This is a genomic window from Biomaibacter sp. TOL (assembly GCF_059717795.1).
This window is the reverse complement of sequence record NZ_AP046092.1, coordinates 2,503,724-2,527,708: the sequence shown is the minus strand read 5'-3', so window position 1 is coordinate 2,527,708 and position 23,985 is coordinate 2,503,724. Positions and strand designations below refer to the sequence as shown.

The following is a 23,985-nucleotide window of genomic DNA, read 5'->3' as shown; positions in this document are numbered from 1 at the left end:
AGACTAATTTAGGCCAGTTTTTGGCCATAAGCTTTCTCCATAAACCCATTATAATGATCCCTTATTTGAATCTGCAGCTGCGCTATATCATGCTCTTTTAGATGATTAAACCTTCCCTGAGCCTTTAGATAAGTTTCAACCGGCTTGAGTTCTTTCAGCGGTTTATTTATCACCCATTTGCCGTTTTCATATTCGCACAGTATCCAGCAGCCTGTTTCAACTGCAGCCCTGGCAATCTCTATGGTCTTTGCCGGGTCATATCGCCACCCTGTGGGACACGGGGTATGAATGTGCAGCAGAGAAGGCCCATCCGTTTCTTTTGCTTTTTTCACTTTCTTTCGCAAATCCGTCAGATATGCTACAGACGCAGTAGCGGCATAAGGAATATCATGTGCAGCAGCAATGCCCACAAGGTCTTTTCTCTTTGTCGGTTTACCGGCAGGCGTCGTAGTGGTGCTCGCCCCAAGAGGAGTAGAGCTGCTGCCCTGAATGCCGGTGTTCATATATGCCTCATTGTCATAGCAAACATATATTACTTTTTCCATTCTTTCCATCATGCCGGAAAGGGACTGTAAGCCGATATCCACCGTTCCTCCGTCCCCTGCAAATCCCAATACTGTCGTATGGGTATTGCCCTGGGCAAGCAATCCCCTTTTAATTCCGGTGCAGCAAGCGGCAGTGGCTTCCAACGTCATCTGGGCTCCGGGAATTTTCACAGCCGTTTCTTTGCCATATCCGGAAAATAAGGCCGAACATCCGGGAGGAATGACGATTATCGTATCTTCTCCCAAAACATCCAGAACATTTCTAAAAACCAGCTCTAATGCGCACCCAGCACAGGCGCTGACTCCATGGGATACCAGTCCCCTCGATTCAGCATTTATCTTATACAACTTTCAGCACCTCCCGAATCTCCATGGCATTGTCTTTAACATCTATCCAGTTTGTATGGAGGATTCTCTTGCCTTTATATATATCCAGCAATTCATTGAATATTTTTTCTATGGTTGTTTCAGGAACATCTCTTCCTCCAAGCCCGCCTACATATCCTCTGATGTCGATATCCAGCCCCCTGAGAGCAGCACATACCTCGGTCCATACGGGCCCGCCCTGGGCGCCCAAACCCGCACTTCTGTCGAATACTCCAACAACTTTCTTCCCTTTTAGGGCTTTTCTTATTTGATTGAAAGGAAACGGCCTATACACAACGATTTTAAGGACCCCAACCCTTAGTCCTTTCTTCCTCATTTCATTTACCGTATATTTGGCTGTGCCCGACATGGAGCCCAGTGTAACCAACACCACATCTGCATCTTCTGTCATATATTCCTCAATAATACTGGCTTTTCTTCCAAAAATCCGATAGAATTCATCCTGGACTTCGGCGATGACATCAATGGCGTTATCCATGGCCACTTTTTGCTGATATTTTAATTCGGTAAAATCTTCAGGCGGCGTCAAATCACATATGAACATGGGATCTTCCGTGTTTAAATAGGTATTTTTGGGTATATATTCACCGATGAATTGGTCTACCAATTTCTGGTCATAAACTTCAACTTTCTGCATGGAATGCGACAGGAAGAACCCATCCAGGCAAACCATGGCCGGCAGCAGTACTTTTTCATGCTCCGCTATTTTATAGGCCATGATCATTAAATCCAAAACATCCTGCACATTTTGGCAGTAAAACTGCAACCAGCCGCTGTCGCGGACAGACATTGCATCGCTGTGGTCGCACCAGAGGCTCCAGGGTGCTACCAATGCCCGGTTTACCACAGGCATGACGATTGGGACCCTGCATCCCGCCGTCAATCCCACAACTTCGCTCATCAAAGCCAACCCTACCGAAGATGTGGCTGTAGCGGCTCTTACACCGGTCAACTGAGCAGCAGTGGCTGCAGACATGGCCGTATGCTCTGACTCAACTCTAATGTATTCGGCATCGAGTTCTCCCTTGGCCACCAATTCAGACAATTTTTCAGCAATCGAACTTTGAGGAGTGATAGGATAAGCTGAAATAACCTTAACTCTGGCTAGTTTCATGGCTTCAACTGCTGCACCGTTTCCGTCAAGCATTTTGTAGGTCATTTTTCCTCGCGCTCCTCTCGTCAACCATTTCAATACAGCCCTTGGGGCATTCATTAGCACAAATGCCGCAGCCCTTGCAGTAATAGTAATCTATGACAACACATTCTTTTTCATCTTTAAATATATCGATGATGTTGGCCGGGCAATATCTGGCACAGGTTCCGCATTTAATACAATCTTCAAATTTTACTACCGGACGTTCTATTCTCCAGCTCCCGGTATTGGCGCTGTCAAAGATGGTCGCCACTGGCCCTAACACTTTACAGCTTTTTAACGTTTTCATAAGCTTTTCTGGCTGCTGCTGCATTCATATCACCCGCCTTTTTGCCAAATGATTCTCTTATGGCCTTTTCAATCGAATCTATTTTAACAACTCCGGTAGCAGCCAGTGCGCCCAGCATGGATCCATTGGGTATGCCTTTGCCTATAGCCTCCAGAGCTATATGGGTAGCGTCTACATAGAAAATTTCGTTGGTGCTGAATACTTTTTTATAACGTTCCAACATAAAAGGTTCTTCTGAATTCAATACCAAAATTGTCCCATCATGTTTTCCGGCACTAACATCCACATGTTTGTCAATGATCGTCTCATCCATGACAACCACTATATCAGGAACATATACAAAAGAATTCATCAGGATGGGTTCGCTGTCCATGACCACATCTGTAAAAACCGGTGCCCCGCGTCTTTCATGACCATAAGCCGGAATGGTTATGGCATGCATGTCTTCATAAAGGGAAACGGCTGTAGAAAAGATTTTTGCAGCGGTAACCACCCCCTGGCCGCCTGTTCCAAAAAACTTTATTTTTTTCAATATCGCACCTCCAAATGAGTTTTGAATCTATCCTTTCATAAATAATTTTAATGCCCCCATGTATATTTTACAAATATATTTTATCGATTGAATTTATTTATAAATATAATAAATCCATATATTACTTTTTTATTTATTGTGCTATAATATTCTTGAACGATTATTAATTTAAAATAATAAATCTATGTCAGGGGAGTTGCTATTATGGAGATCCATCAGATGGAATACGTTCTTGCCGTAGCAACGCACCAAAGTTTTACTCGCGCCGCAGAAAAATTAAATATTTCACAGTCTTCACTTTCCCAGCAGATAAGCAAACTCGAAAAGGAGCTGGGCGTCAATTTATTTCTCAGGACAACCCGAGCCGTACAGCTTACCCCAGCAGGAGCTGAATTTTGTTTACACGCAAGAAAAGTACTTTCAGAAATCAATCTTGCTCGACAAAGCATCAATGAATATGCATCTTATGAGCGCGGCTGCATCGTGCTTGGGGTTATGCCGGTAATCGGATATTATAAGCTTCATCGCCTTATAGCATCTTTTAAGAAAAATTTTCCGGGGATTGATTTAAAGCTCCTCGAAGCAGAATGTGAGGACCTTTTGCAAATGCTTCATGATTCAAAAATAGATGCTGCAATAGTTAGCCAAACCAATTCCGATCCGCATTTTCATTTTTATCCCCTCATAACCGATAAGTTGGTAGTAGTAACAGACAATCTCCATCCCATCTCTCATGAAAAATCAGTCGATATATCCAGCCTTGCCAATGAAAATTTCATAGTCCCCCCGCCAAACTCAGGCAATTATCAGGATTTTTGCAGTGCCTGCCGCGCCGCAGGCTTCGAACCAAAAATACTTCTGCATTGCACACAGGTTGAAACAATCCTGGGGTTTGTGAGCGAGGGTCTGGGAATAACTGTGCTTGCATATCCCGTAGCAGTCAAAAGTGCCAGCAACGGTCTGTCCATACTATCTCTGAAGCCAACAGTGAGTAGAAAAATATTTTTGGCAATACAAAAAAATGAGAATACTAATCCCGCTCTCAGGGTTTTTATTAAGTTCAGTGGTCAATGGATTAATATAAACGACACTCACAACGGTTTGGGCCCCGACTCCAGAGATAGCGCATTAAATGATTTAGCTTTTTAGACATATAATAAACTCAAGAAAAAAGTGCTGGAAACATTCAATTTCCGGCACTTTTTTCTTACAATCCCACAATTTATATATTATTGTCCTAAAAAAGTTTGCAAAAAAAACAAACTTTTTTGTGCAGTACTTACAACCTACTGCATTGAAGGCTATTTTTGATTGAAGCTGGAAGCTTCGGTATGTTATAATATTGTTTACATATATAAAGAAGGAAATCCAATCATAGAAAGCCTTAATGATCTGATTGAAAACAAACCCATACGAAAGCACATTGTGGTCGAAGTGTTTCAATAGGTATATTCAATATCTTTGAAACTTCCCCAATCTTATATTTCACAAAAATATTCCCCTCTGCTTTTGCCATAGCATATCTAAGGTTATTTTAGATTAACTCAAAAAGTCTTTCCCTCACTGCATCAATAATATGCTTTTTCACAGCACCAAACTTACTTATAACAATACTTTGGGATAATGTATAAATCTTATCCACCCTTATGCAGGAATCCACCTTCAAGGTTCCTTCATCAAGGTCGCTTCTGGCCAGCATAACAATATAGTCTTTTGCCGCAAGGTTCGAAGTAATAGCCGCAACCATTATATCTTCTGTTCTATTGTTATAATCATCATTAGATAAAACAAGAACAGGGCGTTTCTTATTGGAAGTCAAATCACTGAAAGGAATAGGAATTAATAATATATCGCCCTGCCTATACATTGTTCCATACCTCATCATCAATATCGGTGTGCCAAAAATCTATGCTGCTCTCACTGGCGGATAATAAATCTTTGAATATCTGACTATCCTGCCTATTTTTTAAAAATAAAATAAAATCAATAACTTCTCCTATTTTATTTTCAGGAATTTCATCAATTAATTTTAATAAAATGCTCTTAGCTGCATTCATTAATCTGTCGAGTAGACGCTCGACTTCCACCTCACTTTTCAATGAATTGTCAATGTGAGAAGGCCGTCCACGCTCCTCACAGAACCCAGCGTGTCCTATTAAGGCATCGGCTGCGCAGCTCTTATCTCTGCCGCCCCCGTCGAAACCAAACGCTCCTTTATTCTGTTCACGCATCATTATTATTATACAACAATATATGCGATATATCAAGAAAATGAAAGCTTCTTTGTTGCTGGAAGCCTGAAGAAAATCTCAATAGGCCAACGCTTGCTGTAATATTCAAGGATGGTCTGGGTATCTAATTCAGTATCGGTGTACAAAAATGCATGCAAGGCACCAGGTTTTTTAAATGCGCTTTCATGCCAGCATAGTAGAACTACAGCATTTATCTATGTCATTTAAGGCTCCTTCGTATCGATATGCCAAATATGTAGAACCGTTCACTGTAACGGCACTGATGATAACTTGTTGCTTGAATCGGAGATTTTGCCTGTGACGAAGGCTTGGTCTTTTCAGCAATAGTATCATCAAAAATTGCAAATATAGGAGCAGATTGATTTTGGGAACAGTGGTAAATAACACGAATAACTTCTCTACTAATGGCTCTCCATGCATATTCCATATTCCAAACATCCTGGCTTAAGAATTTACCAAAAGTAGTTCTATGTGAATTTGCCAGTCTTAAACAGACAATGTCCTTAACGGTACCATTATAGCCCTTTTGTATAGCTGCGCAAACAAATTTATATGGTTTAAAACAGGAACAGTGAAGTAAAGTTTAAAATTTAATTTTGATTTTACTGTAAAAAACCTAACGAAGGTGGTATGTAACGGTCAAAGGCACCATAAAGTGAGGTTTAGCCGCTCTTAAGTCCGGAACAAGCGAAGCAGGGGCGGCATGCACGGATGCAGGACGCCGGCCAGCGGGCATCCATGCCCGCTGCTTCCCTCGGGTACCCACCGAAGGTGGGTGTTGTTCTAAACTCAAGAGCGGCGACGGCCTCGCTAAACGGTGCGCTTAGCCATCTCCGGCCGCCAACTTAGTTTTTACACCGAAATCATATTTAAAATAGAGAATTTCTGCAAGACAAGAGTGATATATTTAAAAAAAAAGAGGGGGAAAATCCCGCCTTCTTCAAGACTTACTAATTGACTCTATGCATTCCTTTAATGCAATTTTCCAGTCTCTTAGTTTTATACCGAAAGTATTATAAAATGCTATTCCATTAAATACAGTGAATTTTGGACGTTTAGCATATTTCATTTCTGAATTGTATGGTATTATGTTTTCGCTGCTGTATCCTTTTATTTCTGCAATTTCTTTCATCAAATCGTAACGCGATCCGATGCCCTCATTGGCAACATGATACACGCCATAATATTCAGTCTTTGCCATTTTAGCGAGGACATATGCAACATCTCTAGTATATGTTGGTGAACATACCTGATCTACTGCAGCATAAATCTTTTCTCCCCTTTCTATTTTATCCCAAATATTGAGAATCAGATTGTCCTCTTTTTTCCCTTTGTTGCCAAATAAAATAGGGACCCTTACAATAAAATATTTGTCTAAAATCGATATAACAGATTCCTCGGCTTTTAACTTGCTATACCCGTATACATTTACCGGTTTTAGACTGTCAAACTCATTATAGGGCTTATCCGTTTCGCCGTCAAAAACAGAATCGGTGCTGATATGAATCATTGGACATCCTATGGATTTTGCCGCAAGGGCGATATTCTTGGTGCCTAAAGCATTTATTAGCAATGCCTGTTCTTTATTCTTTTCACAATCATCCACTGCCCTCCATCCGGCACTGTGGATTATCAAATCAGGATCAATCTCCTTCAGAAAGTAGAAAATTTCATCTGTTTTAGTTATATCAATTTGCTTTCTTCCTTTTAAAGGTATAACGTCATTTTCTTCACTGAAAAAATCCGCTATTTCTTCTCCCAGAAGTCCCGAAGCACCAGTTACCACAACTTTCATTATTTATCACCTCATAAGTAATTATTATTATTCTTCTTCTATTAAAACAGCGCGGCAGGGAGCTCCTTCGGCACCTTTTACTTTTAGGGGAAAACACGCCAGTTTGTAAACGCCGGCATTCACTTCATTTAAAACGATGCCTTCGAGCAAAGCAATGCCTCTGGAAAGCAAAGTTATGTGAGCTTCTTTTGATTTTTTGTACACATCGACACTCACATAGTCAATCCCTACCAGCTTTACCGGGAATCGAGCGATGTAAGCTGCGGCGTCCCCGTCTATATAAACGTAATCTTCCCTGAACTCTTTTAGATCGTACATTTTGGAGTTTTTGGTTTTGAAAAGAATTCTTTCGGTCAGGTCGCCAAGTGTCTTCAGAAAATCCACTGTGATTCTGTCTCTATCTTCCGGAACCTCTATTACTTTAACTTCTCCGTAAAAAATGCTCAAATCCATCTCGCTTAAAATTTTTCCGTTCTCTATGAAATGGTATGGGGAATCTAAATGAGTGCCCACATGAGACGCCATGCTGATTTCAGAAACGCTTGTACTGTCTCCTCTGGAATAATGTCTTGCCCAATTGAATTCGTATTTTTTCAAAGAAGGGTAATAAGCCATCGGCTCTTCCAGTGTCTGGGATATGTCTATTATTTTCATAGCAAAACCATCTCCTAAATATCTTTAAAATAATCCGGTTATGCAACCGGATTATTTAGAAAACCATTTATTATATCATTTTTAATTTTTTAAGTTCTTCCTTTATCGCTTCTTTTTCTTTATCCGAAGCGGGAATGAACGGCGCTCTGGGGTATGCTTTAATTATGCCTCTAATCTCCAGCATGGCATAAATCGCCAGTTGGGTGGATTTGGCCAGATACATGATGTCTCTTAATTTATTAACTTCAAATTGTGTATTCCGGCATGCATCAAAATCATTCATCATTCCTTCTTTATACATTTTGCAGCATATCTCGGGAAAAGCATTTGCAAGGCCGGGTATAAAAGCCTCTGTGCCCAGCGCCCTTGCTGAAAGCCACATGGCCTCGGTTCCCAGCACCACATCGAAATGATCATCCTTTAATACCCTGTGATACGTAGCATGCAGCATAATATCGAAAGTAGCGTCTTTTATGCCGTAAACACCCAATGACTTCAATTTTTTTATAAGCCCAAGGCTCATGGGATATCCCTGGAATTTTGGATTATTATATACATATACGGGCATGCCGTCAGCCGCTTTGACCATATCCTCATAAAAGCAGCAGATGCTGTCTTCGCCGTGTGTGAAATAGTATGGGCCTACGGCGGCAACAGCTTTGGCTCCTATTGATTTTGCATGTTTTGTCAGTTCTACTGTGGATCTGTTATTTGTGGTGCCGACCTGGACTATAACCGGGACTTTGCCATTTGCTCTCTTAACGGTGATTTCAGCCACCTTTTTGCGTTCCTCCACATCCATCAAGGCTCCGCATCCATAAGACCCGGTTATAAACAATCCATGGACATGTTCCTTCAGGAAATCAACAAGGGTTTCCAGGCTTGCATAATCGACATTTCCCTCTTTATCAAAAGGGGTGATCATTGGCGGTACAACGCCCTTCATTTTAAACATTCTTATCATCCTTTCAAGATTTATATGGTTTTTAGCTGGTCTAACAGTTTTTCGTCTGCTTCAATTCCCTGCATCAAACTTTTTTCATAAAGCCTTTCTTCCAATTCTCCGGGGAACAAGATTTCTTTTGTTCCCTGCTGCTTCTTGCCATTTTTTATCATATTCATCAATGTATCCAATCTCTCGTTGAACGTATCGATTTCCATAAAAGGCCTTATCGGGATAATGCCCATGAAAAATCCCACATTCTGTATCCGGTCCACATCCTTATGGAGCGAAAAGGCCATTTTGGAATACCCGGAACCCGTTAATACCCCGCTCAGTATCTCGATAATGAGCGCAATAGAGTATCCTTTATGCCCTCCGAAGGGAAGCAAGACTCCATTTAAGGCATCTTTGGCACAGTCAGTGGGTTTGCCCTCGGAATCCAGCGCCCATCCAAACGGTATGGGCAAGCCCTTCCTCTCATATTCATAAATTTTGCCTTTCGCTACGCTGCTTGTGGCCATATCAAGAATGATATGGGATTTTTTATAGGGAATTGCTATAGAAAATGGATTTGTACCCAGTACCTGTTCCGCTCCTCCGAATGCCGCTATATTGGGATTAGTGTTGCTGCACATGAAGCCAATGCAATCTTCAGAACTTATACGCTTAGTGTAATAGGCAAGCATTCCACAATGATTTGTATTTTTTACTCCAACTACAGCTACTTTATTATTTTTGCCAGTTTCCTTTAATATTTTTACCCCCTGAATGGCCGCAATCTGCCCAAAACAGCCTTTTCCATCGATAACCCACTGGTTTTCAGATACCTGAACTGCTTCAGGTTTGATATTGACATTTATGCCGCCATTTTGTATCCTTTTAATGTATACAGGCAGATTTTGAATTCCGTGGGATGAGACGCCTCTCATATCCGCTTCAACCAGTGTATCTGCTATTAGCTTTGCGTCTTCCTCTGAAACTCCAGTTTTGCACAAAACTGATATGCATATACTTTTTATTTCTTGAGGGGAGAAAAATATCTTTTCATGCAATTACTGTCACCGCCTGAAATCAAGGTTTGTTTATTACGTAGCGTGGCTCTTTGCCCATAAAGAAATCGGCTACTGCCTGAGCTGCCATGCAGCTCATATTGTTTATAGAATCATGAGTATAGGCTCCTATATGAGGTGTAGCTATTAAATTTGTGAGGGATAGCAGGGGACTATTGACCGGAGGCTCCAACTCAAACGTGTCAACAGCCGCCCCTGCTATTTTATTGTTTTTAAGTGCTTCATACAGGGCTTCTTCATCTATAAGGCCGCCTCTTGCAGTGTTAACAATGTATGCCGTGGGTTTCATCAGGGATATATTCTTTTTGTTTATTATTCTTTCTGTTTCTGCCATCAGCGGAACATGCAGCGTTATAAAATCCGAATTTTCGAGAAGCGTGTCCAAATCAACATAGGTTATGCCGTATTTTTCTGCAAATTCATTATCCTTGTAAGTGTCAAAGGCAAGTATTTTCATTCCCAAATGGTAAAGCCTCTTTGCCACTTCTTTTCCTATTCTGCCCGTACCGATTATGCCTGCCGTTTTCCCCTGCAATTCCACGCCGATTATCCTTTTCCATTTTCCTTCCTTTGTTTCCGAATTGCATCTTTGAAGATTTCTTGCAAGGTCGAGCATTAAAGCCAGTGCAAGTTCTGCGACGGCCACCGTATTCGAGCCCTGAGCCACAGAAACCAATATGCCCTTTTCCGCAGCAGCTTTCACATCGATATTGTCCACACCCACTCCATGCTTTGCAATTATTTTTAATTTCGAAGCCTTATCAATGACCCTTTTTGTTACTTTATCCGCTCCAACTATGATACCATCCGCATCACTTATGATTTCCAACAACTCGTCTTCAGCCCAGATTTTTTCCTTCTTTCTGAGCACAGGTGTTATATTTGCCCTTTTGAGAATTTCAAAGGGTTCCGGGCCTTCATTCCCAAAAGAATGCGCAGTTATCAATACTTTATATTCTGTCATTTTTGCCACCTTACATATTAATAGTTTATTAATGAACAAATATGCTTCTAAATAAATACAATATAAAACTGCCTACGCTAACGTCCGTATAATCGCTAATTAGCCCAGAATTAGACAATGGACCTGTTAGAGGATACCCCAATGACCAGCCGAACGGAACCAGCAATCCAATCAAGAACGTTGCTATCATTGTTCCTTTTCTGCCTCCATATGCATCGGCAAAAACACCTGTTACTGCACCCATCCAAAAATTTGTCCATACACTGGGTATCACAACAACCGGAAGTTTAACTGATATCATTATAAGTGTTGCTACAATACCGCCCAGCAAATTGAATATAAATCCGATGAATACTGCCGTTGGTGCAAATTGAAAGACAGTGGGATAGTCAAGACCTGCGACAGCTCCAGGAACCAGGGCGTTTGCGATACCGTTGAAAGCCGGAACCAGTTCTCCAAGCAGCATTCTTACACCATATATTACCACTGCAAGGCCGCCTGCGAATTTAAATCCAGCAAAAATCGAGAATAGTATCCAGTTTTTCCCGCCAGAAACTGCTTCTACCACCTGTCTTCCAGAAGCCACACCAAGTATGGTCCATAATATAGCTGCAAGAACAGCCATACCTACTATACTGTCTCGCAACCATTCCAATTTTTGTGAAACTTTGATATCCTGGCATCTTTCATCCGGATTGCCCACAAGCTTTGCAACCCAAGAAACAGCAGCTACAGCCATAGAATCAGGAATATATAATGCCCACTCGGGAGATAACTTTTCGTTCTTTTTCATAAAGTGATGAGTAATAGCTGTTGCAAGCCAGTAGTGCAATCCGCATATTATGCTCGCTACAACCACTACTGCTGCAGGAGTCAGATTAAGTGCAGTTAAAATAGCCACGACCCATGCAGCCCAATTAGCAAGTAAATGTCCGGTAATGCCCACGGTCTTTAACGGAGTTATCCTTGCAAGGATTATATTAAGAATAAATCCAAGCAAAATTACAAGAGCCACCTGGCTTCCATATTTCGAAGACATCATCAAACCCATTGCCATAAGTCCCTGGGGAAGCACTCCCTTGACTCCCAAAAAATTATTAACCCATTGACTTAAGGGATTACATGCTTCCTGAAGCAATCCGCACCCTGCCACCAGTATCAGATAGCCGATTACCGTCTTTGTCGTGCCAGTGATTATTTCTTCAATCGGTCTTCTTAGAAGCAATAGGCCCACGAGAGCAATTAATCCGAACAGCACGCCGGGATCGCTCATCACCTGGCTGATTATAAAATTGACTATTGACATGATTACCATCTACCTCCTGTTTTTTATTTTATTTTTCCAAAAGTTCCTTGCATGCCGGAACAAGTTTTTCCTCCAATTCTTTTTTGCTGACCATATTGTCAAGGAGGATAATCTTTTTTGCTTTTATTCCCTTTATAGAACCATAGATATCGGGAGTAGTAATTACTATATCGGTTTCATTTGCTTTTGCCGTGGTCATGTCGGAATTTGTTATTTTCGCAGAGATCTTATGCCTGTCCAAGAGCTCCCTTGCATTGGCCTTCAGCATCAGGCTGGAACCTACACCTACTGCACATATTGTCAATATCGATATTTGGCGGTCATTCACTTTTTCACCCCCTTTCCATTCAATTTGAACCATCTTTATTTTTAAACAATTCCATTACCTGATGAACATTTTTGCACTGAAAAAGCTTTTCGATATTGGTTTGGCTATCAAGGAAATCCGAAAGTTCCGCAAGGGCTTTCAAATGCGTGTGATTATCCACTGCACCCAGGGCTATTACGGCTTTAACCGGATCATTTTTAGGATGGCCAAAGTTTACGGGTGTTTTTAGAAGAGCCAGACTCATGCACACTTTGTTTACGCCGTATTCAGGCCTTGCATGAGGCAATGCCACTCCTGGAGTTATAACAATATAAGCTTTCATTCCTTCTGCAGTCTTTATCATTGCTTCTACATAATCGGGCTTTACATAATTTTGTTCTACGAGGAGTTCTCCGGCTTTTCTTATCGCCTCCTTCCAATCACTTGCCTCAACATCTACAGCTATAGTTTTTTCTGTGATTAAATCCAAAAGCATGGGCAAACGGTCTCCTTTCCATTCCTGCTGGATATTGAAAATATTTTCGAGTTCTTTTATCAAGTTTAAACGATTTGTTATCTTGCAGTTTCTCTCAACAGCAGATACAATCCTTTCAATGATTAGATCATGTTTGCCGAGGTTGGACCCGGTCCTGCGCACAACAGCCCTGATTAATTCGATATCCTTTTCCTCAAGCAGCGGGCTTACATAAATTACGGGTTTATAAAAAATGTCTTCAATAGGAATTGTTGTTACGACAAAACTTGCATCGTTTAATACTTCCTCATTTAATTCAGCAAGAGAAACCTCGCGTATTATTTCGATCTCGGGAAATTCTTTTTTTATTCTTGAAGAAAGAAGTTTTGCCGTACCGATGCCACTGCTGCAAACCGCTACGATTTTGATGCGCGTATCGAAAATATTATAATTGTTTCGTTCAAGAGATGCCCCAATGTGCATTGCGATATACCCGATTTCATCATCATTCAGGCTGACTCCGAGTTCATTTTCAAATATCTCAGAAGCTCTTTTTGCAGCGCTGAAAATAATGCCATATTTTGTTTTTATGTCTTGCAGAAGCGGATTAAATATACTCATCCCGTATTTTAGCCTGTTTATAGCCGGTTTCAAATGGATGCAAAGGTTTTTCAACAATTCATCGTCTTTGCTCAAATCTACATTTAATAAAGAACTTGTAATATTTATAAATTTTTGTATAATATCTATTTCTTTATCTGTAGCATTTAACCCATTATAGGGTTCAGCCGAATAGTTCTTCCGTATCTTGGCTCCCATTATGTGAAGGGTTATATATCCTATCTCTGCGTCGGGAATTAATACCTTGAACTGTTCCCCAAGTTTTTCTGCAACAACCCTTGCTACGTTAAATTCATCAGTATTCTTCAAGGCTGTCAGCTGTTCTTCCGGCATTGTTATCTGCTTTTGCTGCTGCAGCCTCTTTATTGCCAGGGCAATATGGATAACCAATCCAATCAGGGCAGCATCAACAAATTTTAAATTCAGGCGCTGTTCTATCATCTCAACGCAGTTTTCGATAAAAATTATATCCACCTTGCTGAAAAGTTCTGTAAGATGTTTGTTTAACAAAAAATCGATTCGGCTGCTTTTTAACCCGGTTAGCCGGTTTTGTTTTAAAAATTTAACAAGATTGGTCTTGTCAATATTTTCGCTTATCAGTTCTATAATCCCTTTTCTCCAGCTAATTTCATCACATTCCAAAAAAATTCCATAGTTAGGCTTCCTTAAGAGGCGGATGTTTCTCTTTTGAAGCCATTTTTCAACATCGTCAAGGTCCTTTATAATGGTCGTCCTGCTTACCTTTATATTTTCTGCAAGTTCCATAACCGAAAGAGGCCGCTGACTTTCAAACAGCATTTGAAGTATAATCTTTTTTCGTTCTTCACTGTTAAAGACATGATAGTTGTCAGCAGCAGGGTCTAAAAATTCTTTAAGTTTTATTAAATTTTGACTGCGATTTTCTATCCATATGCCGATTTTATTCTTTCTTTTTAAATTTACCCCCTTCTCCTTTAGCCAATAATCTATTGTATCAAGGTCATACCTTACTGTCCTTTCGCTCACTCCTATTGCCTTGGCAATTTGTTTGGTAGTAATCTTTTCTTGCTCTAGCAGTAGGTTTATTATTTTATAACACCTATCCGTAAGATAGACCATGGCCATAACCTCACCAGTCTTTTTCTGCACGATAATATATCATGCAATATTTATCTATTTTTTTGTTATTCCTGAATCGCTTTTTTATTATAGTAACGTACAATCATTAATAATTCAATGGTTTCAATCTTGTTTTATTCTTCCCGAATATATGCGGCAATTTTTAACCATTTGAATGCAACCTGTAAATTTTTATGCAAATTATTTGACACAGCAATCCCAAAAATATGTGCTTTGAAGCCAGTGCCTGTTATTAAAATTACGGTTTTAAGTGCCTCGACAATAAAAAATAAGTCCTGCAGAAACGCAGAACTCATTTTATTCGATGTCAAAGTATGTATGTAAATCATCATTTTTTAGTATTTTGATTTGTACTGTGCTAAAGTCGATTTTAAATCAATGAAATTACGGATTTCCACCGGGAAATTCATGTATTACAGCCACCTTTGCAACTTTCGCGCTCGGCTAAAAGCCTTATTTCCTAATAATACTGTCAATCCAGTCAAATAGTTCATCGAGGTCGTAATCTCCACCGTGCCCTTGACCCCAAGGTAGCATGAAATCAACGTCGAAACCCTCGTTCTCCAGCTTTGTGGCTAAGATGACGGGGATGGCGAGGGAGGTATCTCTGTCAACAGCACCGTGGCGGATCCGCCAGTACTTAGCGGTGGTGGTCCCCTTTGTACCGATGTAGTTCATCGGATTCATCATCTTGATAATTTTTGCATCGGCAAGCGAGCCGTCTTTTGTGCTATTTTCCTGGCTGAATTTTGTAAAGTGCTGGTTGTCAACGGTAGCGGTGCCGAACAGGTTGTTTTCAAAACTGCTTAAGTCCAGAGCGTCAAAGGCGGGGGCCGGCTTCATTCTTGTGGCATAAACGGCATATTTTTCAAAGTCTATGTCCGTGACAGTTCCATCTTTTATCATCAACCAGTCAAGTCCCGAAAGATCCGTTCCGTTGTTCAGAGCTTTTTGCGCCGATGCGATCAAGAAAGACTTGACGTAGTCTTTAAAGCTGCCGTTCCCCTTTGAATCAAGTGTAAGCGCAGTCCCGTCAGGCTTTTTAAGCCCCAGGCCATTAAGATATTCGGGGAACATTGGTTTCAGCAGGTTCGAGACCCTTATCTGTTCCTCCGTCAATATGCCCTTCGTACCTCTGAAATCGTAATCGTTTATGCCGTTAAACTGCCACTCATAGGCCGTGTCTGAATTATCCAGATTTGTAATAGGGCAGTAGCATGAGGCGGCAAAGATATTGTCGCGCTCATCGGCCGCGCCGATCGCCTCCAGATATGGCACATAATCCGCGTTGTTGCCGGTTGCGCCGAGCAGCGCCGATAGCGCGCCACCAGCGCTTGTGCCATTTGAAATGATTTTCTCAGCATTTCCGGGCATAATATCGTCATTATAGCGAAGGTATCTGACAGCCGCCTTCAAGTCCACGATGCAGGCGGGTGCCTTGCCGGTATACAGGCCGTTTTCGTCCTGCAAAGTACGCCCGCGCGCGCCGGGCGCTGCCACTACATAGCCCTTTGAAAGGGCCATGAGTATTGAATTTGGATTACCGGCATTGTCTACGCCAGGGGCCCCAGGTTTTGCAGGCATGTAGCCACCCACCATGTTTGGGAAAAAGATAGGGGCCGTTTCTGCATTATAGTTGCCGATGGACTTGCCCTCAAAGTACTCCTCGGGGATGTAAATGTTCATAGCCTCATAATCGGCATCCACGGGATTAGACACATAAACGATATTTTCATAGGCACGGTAGGCAATGGTTTTGCCTTTAAACTCCGAAGTCTTTGCAGTATAATTTGCATCATTGAACACCAGGCTTACCTTTCCGCTGGTAATGACCGCAGCGTTTTTGCTGCTGTCATAGGCCACGGCAAATCCAAAAGCAGTCCCAAGGTCGCGCAGCTTGAAAAAGTGATTGCCTCCAATTATGTATTTGCTTGCATTTATATCAAGCCCGTTGACCTTGAATACCCAATTGCTTGAAATACAAGTGGCAGATTTATCATCTCCTGCGGATAGCTCCCCGCCGACAGACTGATATGCTTCACCTGTTTTGGCAACGATAGTATTTGTGCCTGCGTCGTAGTCAACAGAAAATTGGGATTTTGTCCCGCTCAGCAGCCGTGCAATGTCACGAAGCTTGAAGTAGTTGTACCCATTAATATTATAGGCTTCAACCCTAACTTCTCTGCCGTCTACAATGATTGTCTGCGGGCTGGCTATTGCCTTAGCTGCGCCTGAAGCCGCGGATATCGCAGTAAGCGGGCTGGCCATTATCCCGACCGTATCCGAAGCCGCATATGCCATAGTAAACGGCATAATCATAAATGACAAGACAATAATCACAGCAAGCAATTTCTTTACATTCATTTTTATCCCTCCGTTTCATCCTTTTTGTGCCGGGTCTGCCCGGCGTGAGGGCTAGTATAATACTTTAAATATTAGCATTTTTATATATAGCAAGAATATGTCTAGCAAAAATATGCCATTTAGCATAATTCAAGTATTTTGCGGATTTTCACATTTTGTTATTGTAATTAAAAATTCAATTTGCAATATTAATTTTCACTTTGAAATCTTGCAGTTTGCTGGGTCTGACCTGCATGGAAGTTAATATGAAAATGAAGATCAAATAATCTTCGATATGCTTTCAAGGTCAATAATTAAAGAATTCAATTCCTGAATTGCTCCAGATATGTCATTGGAAGTCAATGCTTGATTTTTTGAAAGATCAAAAGTTTTTTGGATTTCAGCACTTATCCTTAACATTTTCTGCTTTATTCCTTCTGTAATCGCCTCTATTTTTTTTACCGAATCCGCGCTACTTTTTGCCATTTTGCGAATTTCTTCTGCCAAAATGTTAAAACCTTGTCCATTTTTACCCGCTCGAGCGGCTTCAATTGCAGCATTAATTCCCAGAATATTTGATTTCGTGGCAACATTTTTAATGAAATAGAGAATCTCTTCTGTCTCATGTATTTGTTCTTCCATCTCTTTTTTCATTGCATCTACAATTTCCATACATCTCGATAATTCTTGAGCAGAAGAAGCTAATTCTTCTGCAGAAGCAACAACTTCTTCACTTGTAGCAGACAGAGTATTTATAGCCTGTTCTAATCTTTCCTGATTCTTTAAGCTCATTCCGAGAGCTATACACCCAATTGTTTTTCCTTTTTCATCTTTAATAGGAACAGATATTGATTTAAAAGGAACTCCATATACTTCTTTTGGCAATACATATTTCTGAACTTCTCCCGTTGTTATAACCCTTCTGATACCGCTGTTTTCAGGTATTTTTTTCCCTTTTTGCTGATCAAGATTGAATTCTCCTGTAGTGAAATTTGCTAAAAAGTATTCTGTATCAGTTATTGAAATATTGCAATCCAAAGGTATAAGTTGTATAAAAATTGGCATGACCTCTATTAAAGTTTCCAAAATTGACTTTTTCTCTATTTCACCCCGGCTTTGCATTTTTATCCTCCTTTTCACATTAAATAGGAAACCCCGGGGTTCTACTAGGAGGCTCCATGCACCATAAGTCTTAATCCTTCTTCGTTATTTTGCGCTCATGAAGGGGTAGTTTAGCTGGTTTAACAATGTGTTTTAAAGGAAGGCATGCCTATACGGGCTATATCCTAATGCATTTTATACTTGCTTAGGGCAGTTTGTGATACAGCCCGCATGGCGTTAGTATAGGGTAAAAACATCAATCTTTGTAAAAAATATCTATTCTATATCAAATCTATCAACCCAAGTGTTCCGGCAGAGGAGGCCCGTAAGCCCAGACTATTTTAAAGGGTTCATCGCCTGTATTTACTATCTCGTGTTTTACACCCACCGGCGAAAATATGGCTGTACCAGGGGTAAGTTCATATTCCTCGCCGTCTGCAATCAGTTTGCCCTTGCCTGAAATTACATACATGGCTTCTTCCTGGTTTTCATGGCTGTGAAGCGGAATCCTACTTCCCACTTCGGTTATATTTACTCCCATGGATATTCTTGTGGCACCTACAGTCTTGTTGCATATCAGTACCTTGGAAACTCTTGGCGGTATCCTTTTGGTCCCTTCAATTTCGCTTTCTTTTACAATCAGCTTTGCCATTTAATTTTACTCCTTTCATTTTTAATATTTATTCCAATATTATCCCCCGTCCATGTAGGGGAATAATTCCACGGTATCGTTATCTTTTATGACACAATTCTTCTGTTGCCATCTGCCATTAACGATTACCATGCCTACATCATTTTCGGACACTCCTATGGCATTTAAGATTTCCTGCAGATAAGTTTCTTTGCTCAAATCAAGTTCAATCTCTTTTTTTTTAAAATTTTTTATCAGGTGATGCGCCCTTATTTTAATCATCGCTCTCACCGTTAATTTTTTATAAAATAGCTTTATTCATTTCTTCAGATGTCAAATCAAAGACGGAATTTGTTGGGGGCAGCGGTTCCACATAGCAGAATTCAGGAAGCTTATCCTGAGCAGGGCTTATACCGGCTTTTATATTAAATTCTCTTTCTATTTTCAGAGTATTGATGCCTATATCCCATACATCATTCACATTTATATCTAGCCCCAGCAAAGAATTTATCATTGCGGCCATAGTCGACGGATCTTTGAATAATGGCCCACGTGCAAAAATGCAGAAACCAAGACTGTCAAGGGTCGTCATCTTCTTCTGCAAGTTGTTTGACAGTTCTCCCTGTTTTTCACGGCCCAAAGGATCAACTTCGTTTCTTGAGCCGAAGGCATTTCCCGCGGTATGGTCGGCACCCATGGGCGATGTTGCATAAAGGACACCGTTTCCTTTCAACGCCCTCGGGTCATACCCTGGAAAGCCCTGCCCTTTTGCCGCCGGAACTCTGCTGATTCCAAGCACTTTCCCGGTTATTTCCGCACCATTGCCCAGAACTTTTCCAAGCACCGTGTCTTGCCTGATTTCTTCAAGCAGCTTCATGCAGCCTTTCTCATCACCGAATTCAGCCAATCCCGCTTCAATAGCCACGCCGAGAGTTGCTCCCATTTCGATAGTATCGAGGCCTATGTCGTCGCACTGTCTATTCAATTTTGCAACCGAGTCCAGATTGTCAAATCCCAGATTGGACCCCAAAAGGGCTATTGTCTCGTATTGAAGGGTCGAAACAATCTTTTGGCCGTTTTCATCCGGATATATATTGCTGCACTGGATTACGCATCCCGCCATGCACGGAATTCCCGTCTTGCCGCAGCCTCCTCTTTTCGTAATGGTTTCATGCATCACATCGCCGCTCAAGTTTTCGGCATATTCAAAGGACCCGTAACGGAAATTCTTCGTCGGCAGCGCTCCCATTGCATTTACAGCCAGCACAATCCCTGCCGTCCCGTTTTTCTTATATGCAACACCTGTCTTGGGATCCGACAACAATTCTTTGTTTATTTTCCTCGCAACTTCCATAAATTCATTTTTTGAATGATACTCTATTTCCCTGTTGCGGTTATCATGCACTACAACCGCTTTTATGCCCTTGCTGCCCATTACGGCACCTACGCCGCCCCGGGCAGCGAATTTGAGTTCTCCCGTCGGGTCTGTGGCAGCAATGGACGCAGCCCTCATGCCCCTTTCGCCGGCAGGTCCTATGCACAATATGGCTATATCTTTGCCGTAGATTTCATATAATCTGGAAACCGTATCGTATGTTCCGAGAAATCTCAACTCATTATGCGCGGCAAGCTTTATATTTTCACCGTCTATTTCAAGCACATAGCAGTTGTCATCCCCGGGTAGATCTTCTATTATTATTGCCTTTACGCCGTTTTTAGCCAGCGCCGTGCCGATTACCCCGCCGCAGTTGGCTTCCTTTATGCCGTTGGTCAACGGGCTTTTGCATCCCACAGAAAGCCTTCCCGCGCTTGAAACGGCAGTACCTGCCAGAAGGCCGGGAGCCAGGACCAATTTGTTGAACTTACCCAAAGGATCGCATGTCGGTTCAACCTCATCAAAAATTATTCTGGAAGTCAGAGCCCTGCCGCCCAGAATTTTATATTCTTCGTTGCTGGATATGTTGATTTGCTTGTTGCTCATATTCAATCGCACAATTTTATTCAATCCTATCCCCTCCTGTTTTACTGATTGTTTTCCAATTTCCCCATTTTAGACAAAATAAGCGACTGTGTAACGAAAGTGGCTATAATTATTATCAATAAAATCAAACTCAGCGGGCGGGTGACAAAGGATGCGAGCAGGCTGCCAATACTTCCTGTAATAATCAGGGCTTTCCTGAAATTGGTTTCTATCATTGACCCAAGTATCAATGCCAGAACTATGGGACTTACCGGAAAACCGGCTTTTTCAAATAGATACCCGATGAAACCGAAGATAAGCATGAACAGCACATCGTATATGTTGTTCTGCAGAGCATACGAACCTATAACGCACAGAATGGTAATAAACGGTACGAGATACCACTTCGGAAGGTTCAGCATCCGCAGCATGACGTTGCTTCCCAGAATGCCCAGAAAATAGGCGATGAACTCGCTAATAAGCAAAAATACAATTATCATGTAAAAATAGTTTCTCTGGGTCATCATAAATGTCGGCCCCGGCAGAATGCCATGCAGATAAAAGGAACCCAAAATAACCGCTGTTATCGAATCCCCCGGAATTCCCAATGTCAGCATCGTTGTAATTGCGCCTCCTATAGCCGCATCATTTGCCACTTCCGGGGCGGCAACTCCTTCGTAGGCCCCTTCGCCAAAGGGCCTGCTGGGATTTTTTACAAGCTGCTTAGTAAATCCGTACGCCACAAGAGAGCCAATATCCCCTCCGGTCCCCGGCAGTAGGCCTATAATCGCACCGATAGGCGCGGACCATGTCATGCAGGTCAGAGTCTTTTTTATGATATCAAACTTCGGGAACAGATCTCTTATCCTGTAGCGTTCATTTTCAATTTTAAAAGTCTGTTTGCTGCTAAGAGAAACGAAAACTTCCTTCATTCCAAACAGACCTATCATGGCCACAATATAATTGATGCCGCCGCCAAGCAGATTAGATCCGAACGTGAATCTCATCATGCCTGTTATGGGATCCATCCCGATCATGGCTATAATCAGGCCCACGCATGTGGCCGCAATTCCCTTTAGAATATTGCCCTTGCTTAAAACCGCTATCAGGGACAATCCCCACAGAGTAATGAGAAAATATTCCTGGCTCCCGAATTTCAGCGCAACTTCACCGAGCAGCGTCCCAAATACCATGAGAAATACTATGCCGAACAATCCTCCCAGCAAACTCACAAACAATGCCACGCTCAGGGCATTTGCCGCTTCACCCTTTTTCTTCAAAGGATAGCCATCAAATATGGTTGAGACCGCAGCCGCAGTTCCGGGTATGTTCAAAGTTATTGCCGAAATGGAGCCCCCCATGACGCCTCCGCAAAAAGCGCCTATTATGAAAGCCAGTGCGTCAACCATGTTCCAGCCAAAAGTCAGCGAAACCACCAGAACTATTGTCATCGTGACCGTCAGGCCGGGCAGCGCTCCCATGATTAATCCGATTATTGCGCCTACTGTCATATAAATCAGCAATATGATGTTCATTACATATCCTCCTCGCATTCCCTAAGGCAGTATTACGTGGAATATGCCGCTGAAAACAAAATACACAGCTGGAACCGTAATCAGACATGGGATAAGGATTTTTACAACCTTGTCGGCAAACCGGTTTGCCTCATGCAGCAGATACATTATTACAAGCATATATGCAATTGTCCCAGTAAGAAAATGCAGGTTTTTCAAAACAAGGATGTAAGCAGCCGTTCCCGCAAAATACGCTGCTACCGCTATTAAATCCTTTATATTTTCCGGTTCATTTTTATTTGTGTCTTTTTCACGAGAGCTATTTTTAAATTCTCCGGTAATAACCATTATCAAACTGATTAATAGAACCAAATCAACGAGAAAGGGAAAGATTATGGGGGAATCTACCGTCAGAAGCGGAATTCCCTGGGAAAACATGAAATATCCTATATCCGCAAAAGCCAGAATGCACACGGCTGCAATCACTATAATCGATACTTTGTTCAAAAGTTTCGACTCTCCCACCTTTCGTCACTCCTTGCCTGCATTTTCATCAGCCTCAAATATTGCTTCCTGAGGGCATACATTCATGCAGGCGTAACATTCCACGCAAACGTCTGCAGAAATTTCGGCCTTGCCGTCATCCGTCATATGTGCGGCACCGGTGGGGCATACTGTGGTGCATACCTGATCGCCCGTGCATTTTTTCTTGTCTACTTTCAGCATTTATAATCCTCCTTGTAAGATATAGTTAGATATAAAATCCGAAGAATGCTACGATGCATCCGCCCTCTAAGCTTTAGAGGGCGGATGTTTTTTGGGTTTTAAATTATCCTTGGATTTTAATACTATTGTTGAGGCTTGGGTATCCCGAAATCTGCCGGAGAATGTTTGGCACCGCCGGCATCATACAAAATCCATGCAGATTTTGAAGTCCAGTCGTTAAGGAATTTTACCGCTTCATCACCGCTGTAATCTATAGGAACCAGATACAAACTCTTGCAGTAATCGAGCCATTTCTGATCCTTTATTGCCTCATCCATTGCACTCTTCAACACATCCACGACATCCTGCGGCGTTCCTTTTGCCGCAAAAAGACCGAAATACGGACCGTATGGCAGATATTTCGACAGTTCAGGATACAGCTTTCCTATCGGCTCTATCTTTTCCAGACCGGAAATGGGTTCATTGGTAAAGGAGGCCAGTATCTTCAGCTTGTTAGCCTTATACGCTTCAACCATGGACTGCACCATCTCAATCGTAGCGTCAACCTGCCCTCCCATGACCGCCGTTACAGCAGGACGACCTCCATCAAAGGGGACAAAAGTGAATTTGCACCCGAGTTCTTTTTCAAGGAGCAGTCCGGAAATATGGGGTACGGTTCCGGGACCGGCCGTCCCAATCCTCAATTTCCCCGGGTTTTCTTTTGCATATTTCACAAAGTCCTCAGCTTTTTCGAATTTCGAATCCGGAGGAACTGCCAGAACAGGGATGGCCTGGGCTACCAATTTGATAGGAATAAAGTCTCTGGTCGGATTCAAATCGATGACGCCCATAGTCTGCCATATTGACATTATTTCCGACCCGAAGAACAGCGTATAGCCATCCTTAGGCTGCGACAGCACGTTTGAAGCTGCAGTGGCGCTGGAAGCGCCCGGCATGTTTGTTATTCCTATTCCCACACCCAGTTTCTCCTGCAATATGGGCAAAATGCCCCTCCCGATCAGGTCTGTAGGACCTCCCGCTGCAAAGCCTATTACCGCATTTATAGACCTTTCGGGGTATTTCGTCTTTGTTTCTTCGGTTGCTTTATTTGCACTATTTTGCGGCTGCTGCTCCTGCTTCGGCTGACTGCACCCTGCCAAAACAATCGAGAGCATAAACACTGTCAGTAGAACCAGAACAAGAAGGTTGTTTTTTTTCATTACTTTGCTACCTCCTTATTTTTTTGGGGTAAAAACATAAAATATGATTTTTCTATCAATAATTTTTCTATCATGCCCCCCTTCTTTATGTCGTTATTC

At 41.9% G+C, this 23,985-nt stretch carries 25 protein-coding genes and 1 pseudogene; 2 read left to right on the top strand and 24 right to left on the bottom strand.

The window, feature by feature from the left end; all coding sequences use genetic code 11:
- Window positions 1-8 precede the first annotated feature (8 nt).
- The 4 genes from AC6I1H_RS12495 to AC6I1H_RS12480 are packed head-to-tail and all read right to left on the bottom strand — an operon-like array spanning window position 9 to window position 2,906.
- Complete coding sequence (locus AC6I1H_RS12495) at window positions 9-893, bottom strand: thiamine pyrophosphate-dependent enzyme (protein WP_497737890.1); 885 nt, start codon at window positions 891-893, stop codon at window positions 9-11.
- On the bottom strand, window positions 886-2,091 hold the full coding sequence (gene porA, locus AC6I1H_RS12490) for a pyruvate ferredoxin oxidoreductase (RefSeq protein WP_497737889.1): 1,206 nt from the start codon (window positions 2,089-2,091) through the stop codon (window positions 886-888). The genes AC6I1H_RS12495 and porA overlap by 8 nt, the downstream gene beginning before the upstream one ends.
- Complete coding sequence (locus AC6I1H_RS12485) at window positions 2,072-2,398, bottom strand: 4Fe-4S binding protein (protein ID WP_497737888.1); 327 nt, start codon at window positions 2,396-2,398, stop codon at window positions 2,072-2,074. Before AC6I1H_RS12485 ends, porA begins: the two co-directional genes overlap by 20 nt.
- Window positions 2,352-2,906, bottom strand: coding sequence for a 2-oxoacid:acceptor oxidoreductase family protein (locus AC6I1H_RS12480; RefSeq protein ID WP_497737887.1), 555 nt, complete (start codon window positions 2,904-2,906; stop codon window positions 2,352-2,354). Before AC6I1H_RS12480 ends, AC6I1H_RS12485 begins: the two co-directional genes overlap by 47 nt.
- Window positions 2,907-3,110: 204 nt before the next feature.
- Here AC6I1H_RS12480 and AC6I1H_RS12475 point away from each other — a divergent pair, with 204 nt between their 5' ends.
- Complete coding sequence (locus AC6I1H_RS12475; RefSeq protein WP_497737886.1) at window positions 3,111-4,055, top strand: LysR family transcriptional regulator; 945 nt, start codon at window positions 3,111-3,113, stop codon at window positions 4,053-4,055.
- A 162-nt stretch (window positions 4,056-4,217) separates the two neighbouring features.
- A complete protein-coding gene (locus AC6I1H_RS12470; RefSeq protein WP_497737885.1) occupies window positions 4,218-4,352 on the top strand; it encodes a hypothetical protein in 135 nt (44 codons plus the stop codon).
- A gap of 88 nt (window positions 4,353-4,440) precedes the next feature.
- Here the strand turns inward: AC6I1H_RS12470 and AC6I1H_RS12465 are convergent, their stop codons facing one another.
- From AC6I1H_RS12465 to AC6I1H_RS12370, 20 genes and pseudogenes are all read right to left on the bottom strand, one after another.
- Window positions 4,441-4,773, bottom strand: coding sequence for a type II toxin-antitoxin system PemK/MazF family toxin (locus AC6I1H_RS12465; RefSeq protein WP_497737884.1), 333 nt, complete (start codon window positions 4,771-4,773; stop codon window positions 4,441-4,443).
- A complete protein-coding gene (locus tag AC6I1H_RS12460) occupies window positions 4,766-4,963 on the bottom strand; it encodes a DUF2281 domain-containing protein (RefSeq protein WP_497740787.1) in 198 nt (65 codons plus the stop codon). Before AC6I1H_RS12460 ends, AC6I1H_RS12465 begins: the two co-directional genes overlap by 8 nt.
- 239 nt (window positions 4,964-5,202) lie before the next feature.
- Window positions 5,203-5,630, bottom strand: a pseudogene (locus AC6I1H_RS12455) (IS701 family transposase); the annotation flags it as partial.
- A gap of 468 nt (window positions 5,631-6,098) precedes the next feature.
- A complete protein-coding gene (rfbD, locus tag AC6I1H_RS12450; protein ID WP_497737883.1) occupies window positions 6,099-6,953 on the bottom strand; it encodes a dTDP-4-dehydrorhamnose reductase in 855 nt (284 codons plus the stop codon).
- Window positions 6,954-6,980: 27 nt separating this feature from the next.
- Window positions 6,981-7,607 (bottom strand): cyclase family protein, encoded by a 627-nt coding sequence (locus tag AC6I1H_RS12445; protein ID WP_497737882.1) that lies wholly within the window; start codon window positions 7,605-7,607, stop codon window positions 6,981-6,983.
- A 70-nt stretch (window positions 7,608-7,677) separates the two neighbouring features.
- Window positions 7,678-8,562 (bottom strand): dihydrodipicolinate synthase family protein, encoded by an 885-nt coding sequence (locus AC6I1H_RS12440; protein WP_497737881.1) that lies wholly within the window; start codon window positions 8,560-8,562, stop codon window positions 7,678-7,680.
- 20 nt (window positions 8,563-8,582) lie between these two features.
- Window positions 8,583-9,602, bottom strand: coding sequence for an Ldh family oxidoreductase (locus AC6I1H_RS12435; protein WP_497737880.1), 1,020 nt, complete (start codon window positions 9,600-9,602; stop codon window positions 8,583-8,585).
- Between the two features lie 19 nt (window positions 9,603-9,621).
- Window positions 9,622-10,584 carry a phosphoglycerate dehydrogenase gene (locus tag AC6I1H_RS12430; protein WP_497737879.1) on the bottom strand — a complete coding sequence of 321 codons (963 nt, stop codon included), beginning with the start codon at window positions 10,582-10,584 and terminating at the stop codon, window positions 9,622-9,624.
- A gap of 28 nt (window positions 10,585-10,612) precedes the next feature.
- Window positions 10,613-11,899: a PTS ascorbate transporter subunit IIC gene (locus AC6I1H_RS12425; protein WP_497737878.1), complete on the bottom strand. Its 1,287-nt coding sequence runs from the start codon at window positions 11,897-11,899 to the stop codon at window positions 10,613-10,615.
- 19 nt (window positions 11,900-11,918) lie between these two features.
- Window positions 11,919-12,218 (bottom strand): PTS sugar transporter subunit IIB, encoded by a 300-nt coding sequence (locus tag AC6I1H_RS12420; protein ID WP_497737877.1) that lies wholly within the window; start codon window positions 12,216-12,218, stop codon window positions 11,919-11,921.
- Between the two features lie 19 nt (window positions 12,219-12,237).
- Window positions 12,238-14,421 carry a BglG family transcription antiterminator gene (locus AC6I1H_RS12415; RefSeq protein ID WP_497737876.1) on the bottom strand — a complete coding sequence of 728 codons (2,184 nt, stop codon included), beginning with the start codon at window positions 14,419-14,421 and terminating at the stop codon, window positions 12,238-12,240.
- Between the two features lie 444 nt (window positions 14,422-14,865).
- The gene (locus tag AC6I1H_RS12410; protein WP_497740786.1) at window positions 14,866-16,308 is read right to left on the bottom strand and encodes a subtype B tannase; all 1,443 of its coding nucleotides are present in this window, start codon (window positions 16,306-16,308) and stop codon (window positions 14,866-14,868) included.
- 726 nt (window positions 16,309-17,034) lie between these two features.
- On the bottom strand, window positions 17,035-17,877 hold the full coding sequence (locus AC6I1H_RS12405) for a methyl-accepting chemotaxis protein (protein ID WP_497737875.1): 843 nt from the start codon (window positions 17,875-17,877) through the stop codon (window positions 17,035-17,037).
- A 274-nt stretch (window positions 17,878-18,151) separates the two neighbouring features.
- Window positions 18,152-18,508, bottom strand: a complete 357-nt coding sequence (locus tag AC6I1H_RS12400) for a cupin domain-containing protein (RefSeq protein ID WP_497737874.1) — start codon at window positions 18,506-18,508, stop codon at window positions 18,152-18,154.
- Between the two features lie 39 nt (window positions 18,509-18,547).
- Window positions 18,548-18,769, bottom strand: a complete 222-nt coding sequence (locus AC6I1H_RS12395; protein ID WP_497737873.1) for a MoaD/ThiS family protein — start codon at window positions 18,767-18,769, stop codon at window positions 18,548-18,550.
- A gap of 19 nt (window positions 18,770-18,788) precedes the next feature.
- Window positions 18,789-20,492, bottom strand: a complete 1,704-nt coding sequence (locus AC6I1H_RS12390) for an aldehyde ferredoxin oxidoreductase C-terminal domain-containing protein (RefSeq protein WP_497737872.1) — start codon at window positions 20,490-20,492, stop codon at window positions 18,789-18,791.
- 17 nt (window positions 20,493-20,509) lie between these two features.
- A complete protein-coding gene (locus tag AC6I1H_RS12385) occupies window positions 20,510-21,982 on the bottom strand; it encodes a tripartite tricarboxylate transporter permease (protein ID WP_497737871.1) in 1,473 nt (490 codons plus the stop codon).
- Between the two features lie 21 nt (window positions 21,983-22,003).
- The gene (locus AC6I1H_RS12380; RefSeq protein ID WP_497737870.1) at window positions 22,004-22,486 is read right to left on the bottom strand and encodes a tripartite tricarboxylate transporter TctB family protein; all 483 of its coding nucleotides are present in this window, start codon (window positions 22,484-22,486) and stop codon (window positions 22,004-22,006) included.
- A 6-nt stretch (window positions 22,487-22,492) separates the two neighbouring features.
- The gene (locus tag AC6I1H_RS12375; protein ID WP_497737869.1) at window positions 22,493-22,687 is read right to left on the bottom strand and encodes a 4Fe-4S binding protein; all 195 of its coding nucleotides are present in this window, start codon (window positions 22,685-22,687) and stop codon (window positions 22,493-22,495) included.
- Between the two features lie 122 nt (window positions 22,688-22,809).
- Window positions 22,810-23,886 carry a Bug family tripartite tricarboxylate transporter substrate binding protein gene (locus AC6I1H_RS12370; RefSeq protein WP_497737868.1) on the bottom strand — a complete coding sequence of 359 codons (1,077 nt, stop codon included), beginning with the start codon at window positions 23,884-23,886 and terminating at the stop codon, window positions 22,810-22,812.
- Window positions 23,887-23,985 lie beyond the last annotated feature (99 nt).

Bases quoted from the DNA above. Each gene is read 5' to 3' on its own strand.
- AC6I1H_RS12400 (WP_497737874.1), bottom strand. From the start codon at position 18,508: ATGGCAAAGCTGATTGTAAAAGAAAGCGAAATTGAAGGGACCAAAAGG.
- AC6I1H_RS12425 (WP_497737878.1), bottom strand. From the start codon at position 11,899: ATGGTAATCATGTCAATAGTCAATTTTATAATCAGCCAGGTGATGAGC.
- AC6I1H_RS12440 (WP_497737881.1), bottom strand. From the start codon at position 8,562: ATGTTTAAAATGAAGGGCGTTGTACCGCCAATGATCACCCCTTTTGAT.
- AC6I1H_RS12465 (WP_497737884.1), bottom strand. From the start codon at position 4,773: ATGTATAGGCAGGGCGATATATTATTAATTCCTATTCCTTTCAGTGAT.
- porA (WP_497737889.1), bottom strand. From the start codon at position 2,091: ATGACCTACAAAATGCTTGACGGAAACGGTGCAGCAGTTGAAGCCATG.
- AC6I1H_RS12395 (WP_497737873.1), bottom strand. From the start codon at position 18,769: ATGATTAAAATAAGGGCGCATCACCTGATAAAAAATTTTAAAAAAAAA.
- AC6I1H_RS12385 (WP_497737871.1), bottom strand. From the start codon at position 21,982: ATGAACATCATATTGCTGATTTATATGACAGTAGGCGCAATAATCGGA.
- AC6I1H_RS12430 (WP_497737879.1), bottom strand. From the start codon at position 10,584: ATGACAGAATATAAAGTATTGATAACTGCGCATTCTTTTGGGAATGAA.
- AC6I1H_RS12475 (WP_497737886.1), top strand. From the start codon at position 3,111: ATGGAGATCCATCAGATGGAATACGTTCTTGCCGTAGCAACGCACCAA.
- AC6I1H_RS12460 (WP_497740787.1), bottom strand. From the start codon at position 4,963: ATGAATGCAGCTAAGAGCATTTTATTAAAATTAATTGATGAAATTCCT.
- rfbD (WP_497737883.1), bottom strand. From the start codon at position 6,953: ATGAAAGTTGTGGTAACTGGTGCTTCGGGACTTCTGGGAGAAGAAATA.
- AC6I1H_RS12370 (WP_497737868.1), bottom strand. From the start codon at position 23,886: ATGAAAAAAAACAACCTTCTTGTTCTGGTTCTACTGACAGTGTTTATG.
- AC6I1H_RS12375 (WP_497737869.1), bottom strand. From the start codon at position 22,687: ATGCTGAAAGTAGACAAGAAAAAATGCACGGGCGATCAGGTATGCACC.
- AC6I1H_RS12445 (WP_497737882.1), bottom strand. From the start codon at position 7,607: ATGAAAATAATAGACATATCCCAGACACTGGAAGAGCCGATGGCTTAT.
- AC6I1H_RS12485 (WP_497737888.1), bottom strand. From the start codon at position 2,398: ATGCAGCAGCAGCCAGAAAAGCTTATGAAAACGTTAAAAAGCTGTAAA.
- AC6I1H_RS12405 (WP_497737875.1), bottom strand. From the start codon at position 17,877: ATGCAAAGCCGGGGTGAAATAGAGAAAAAGTCAATTTTGGAAACTTTA.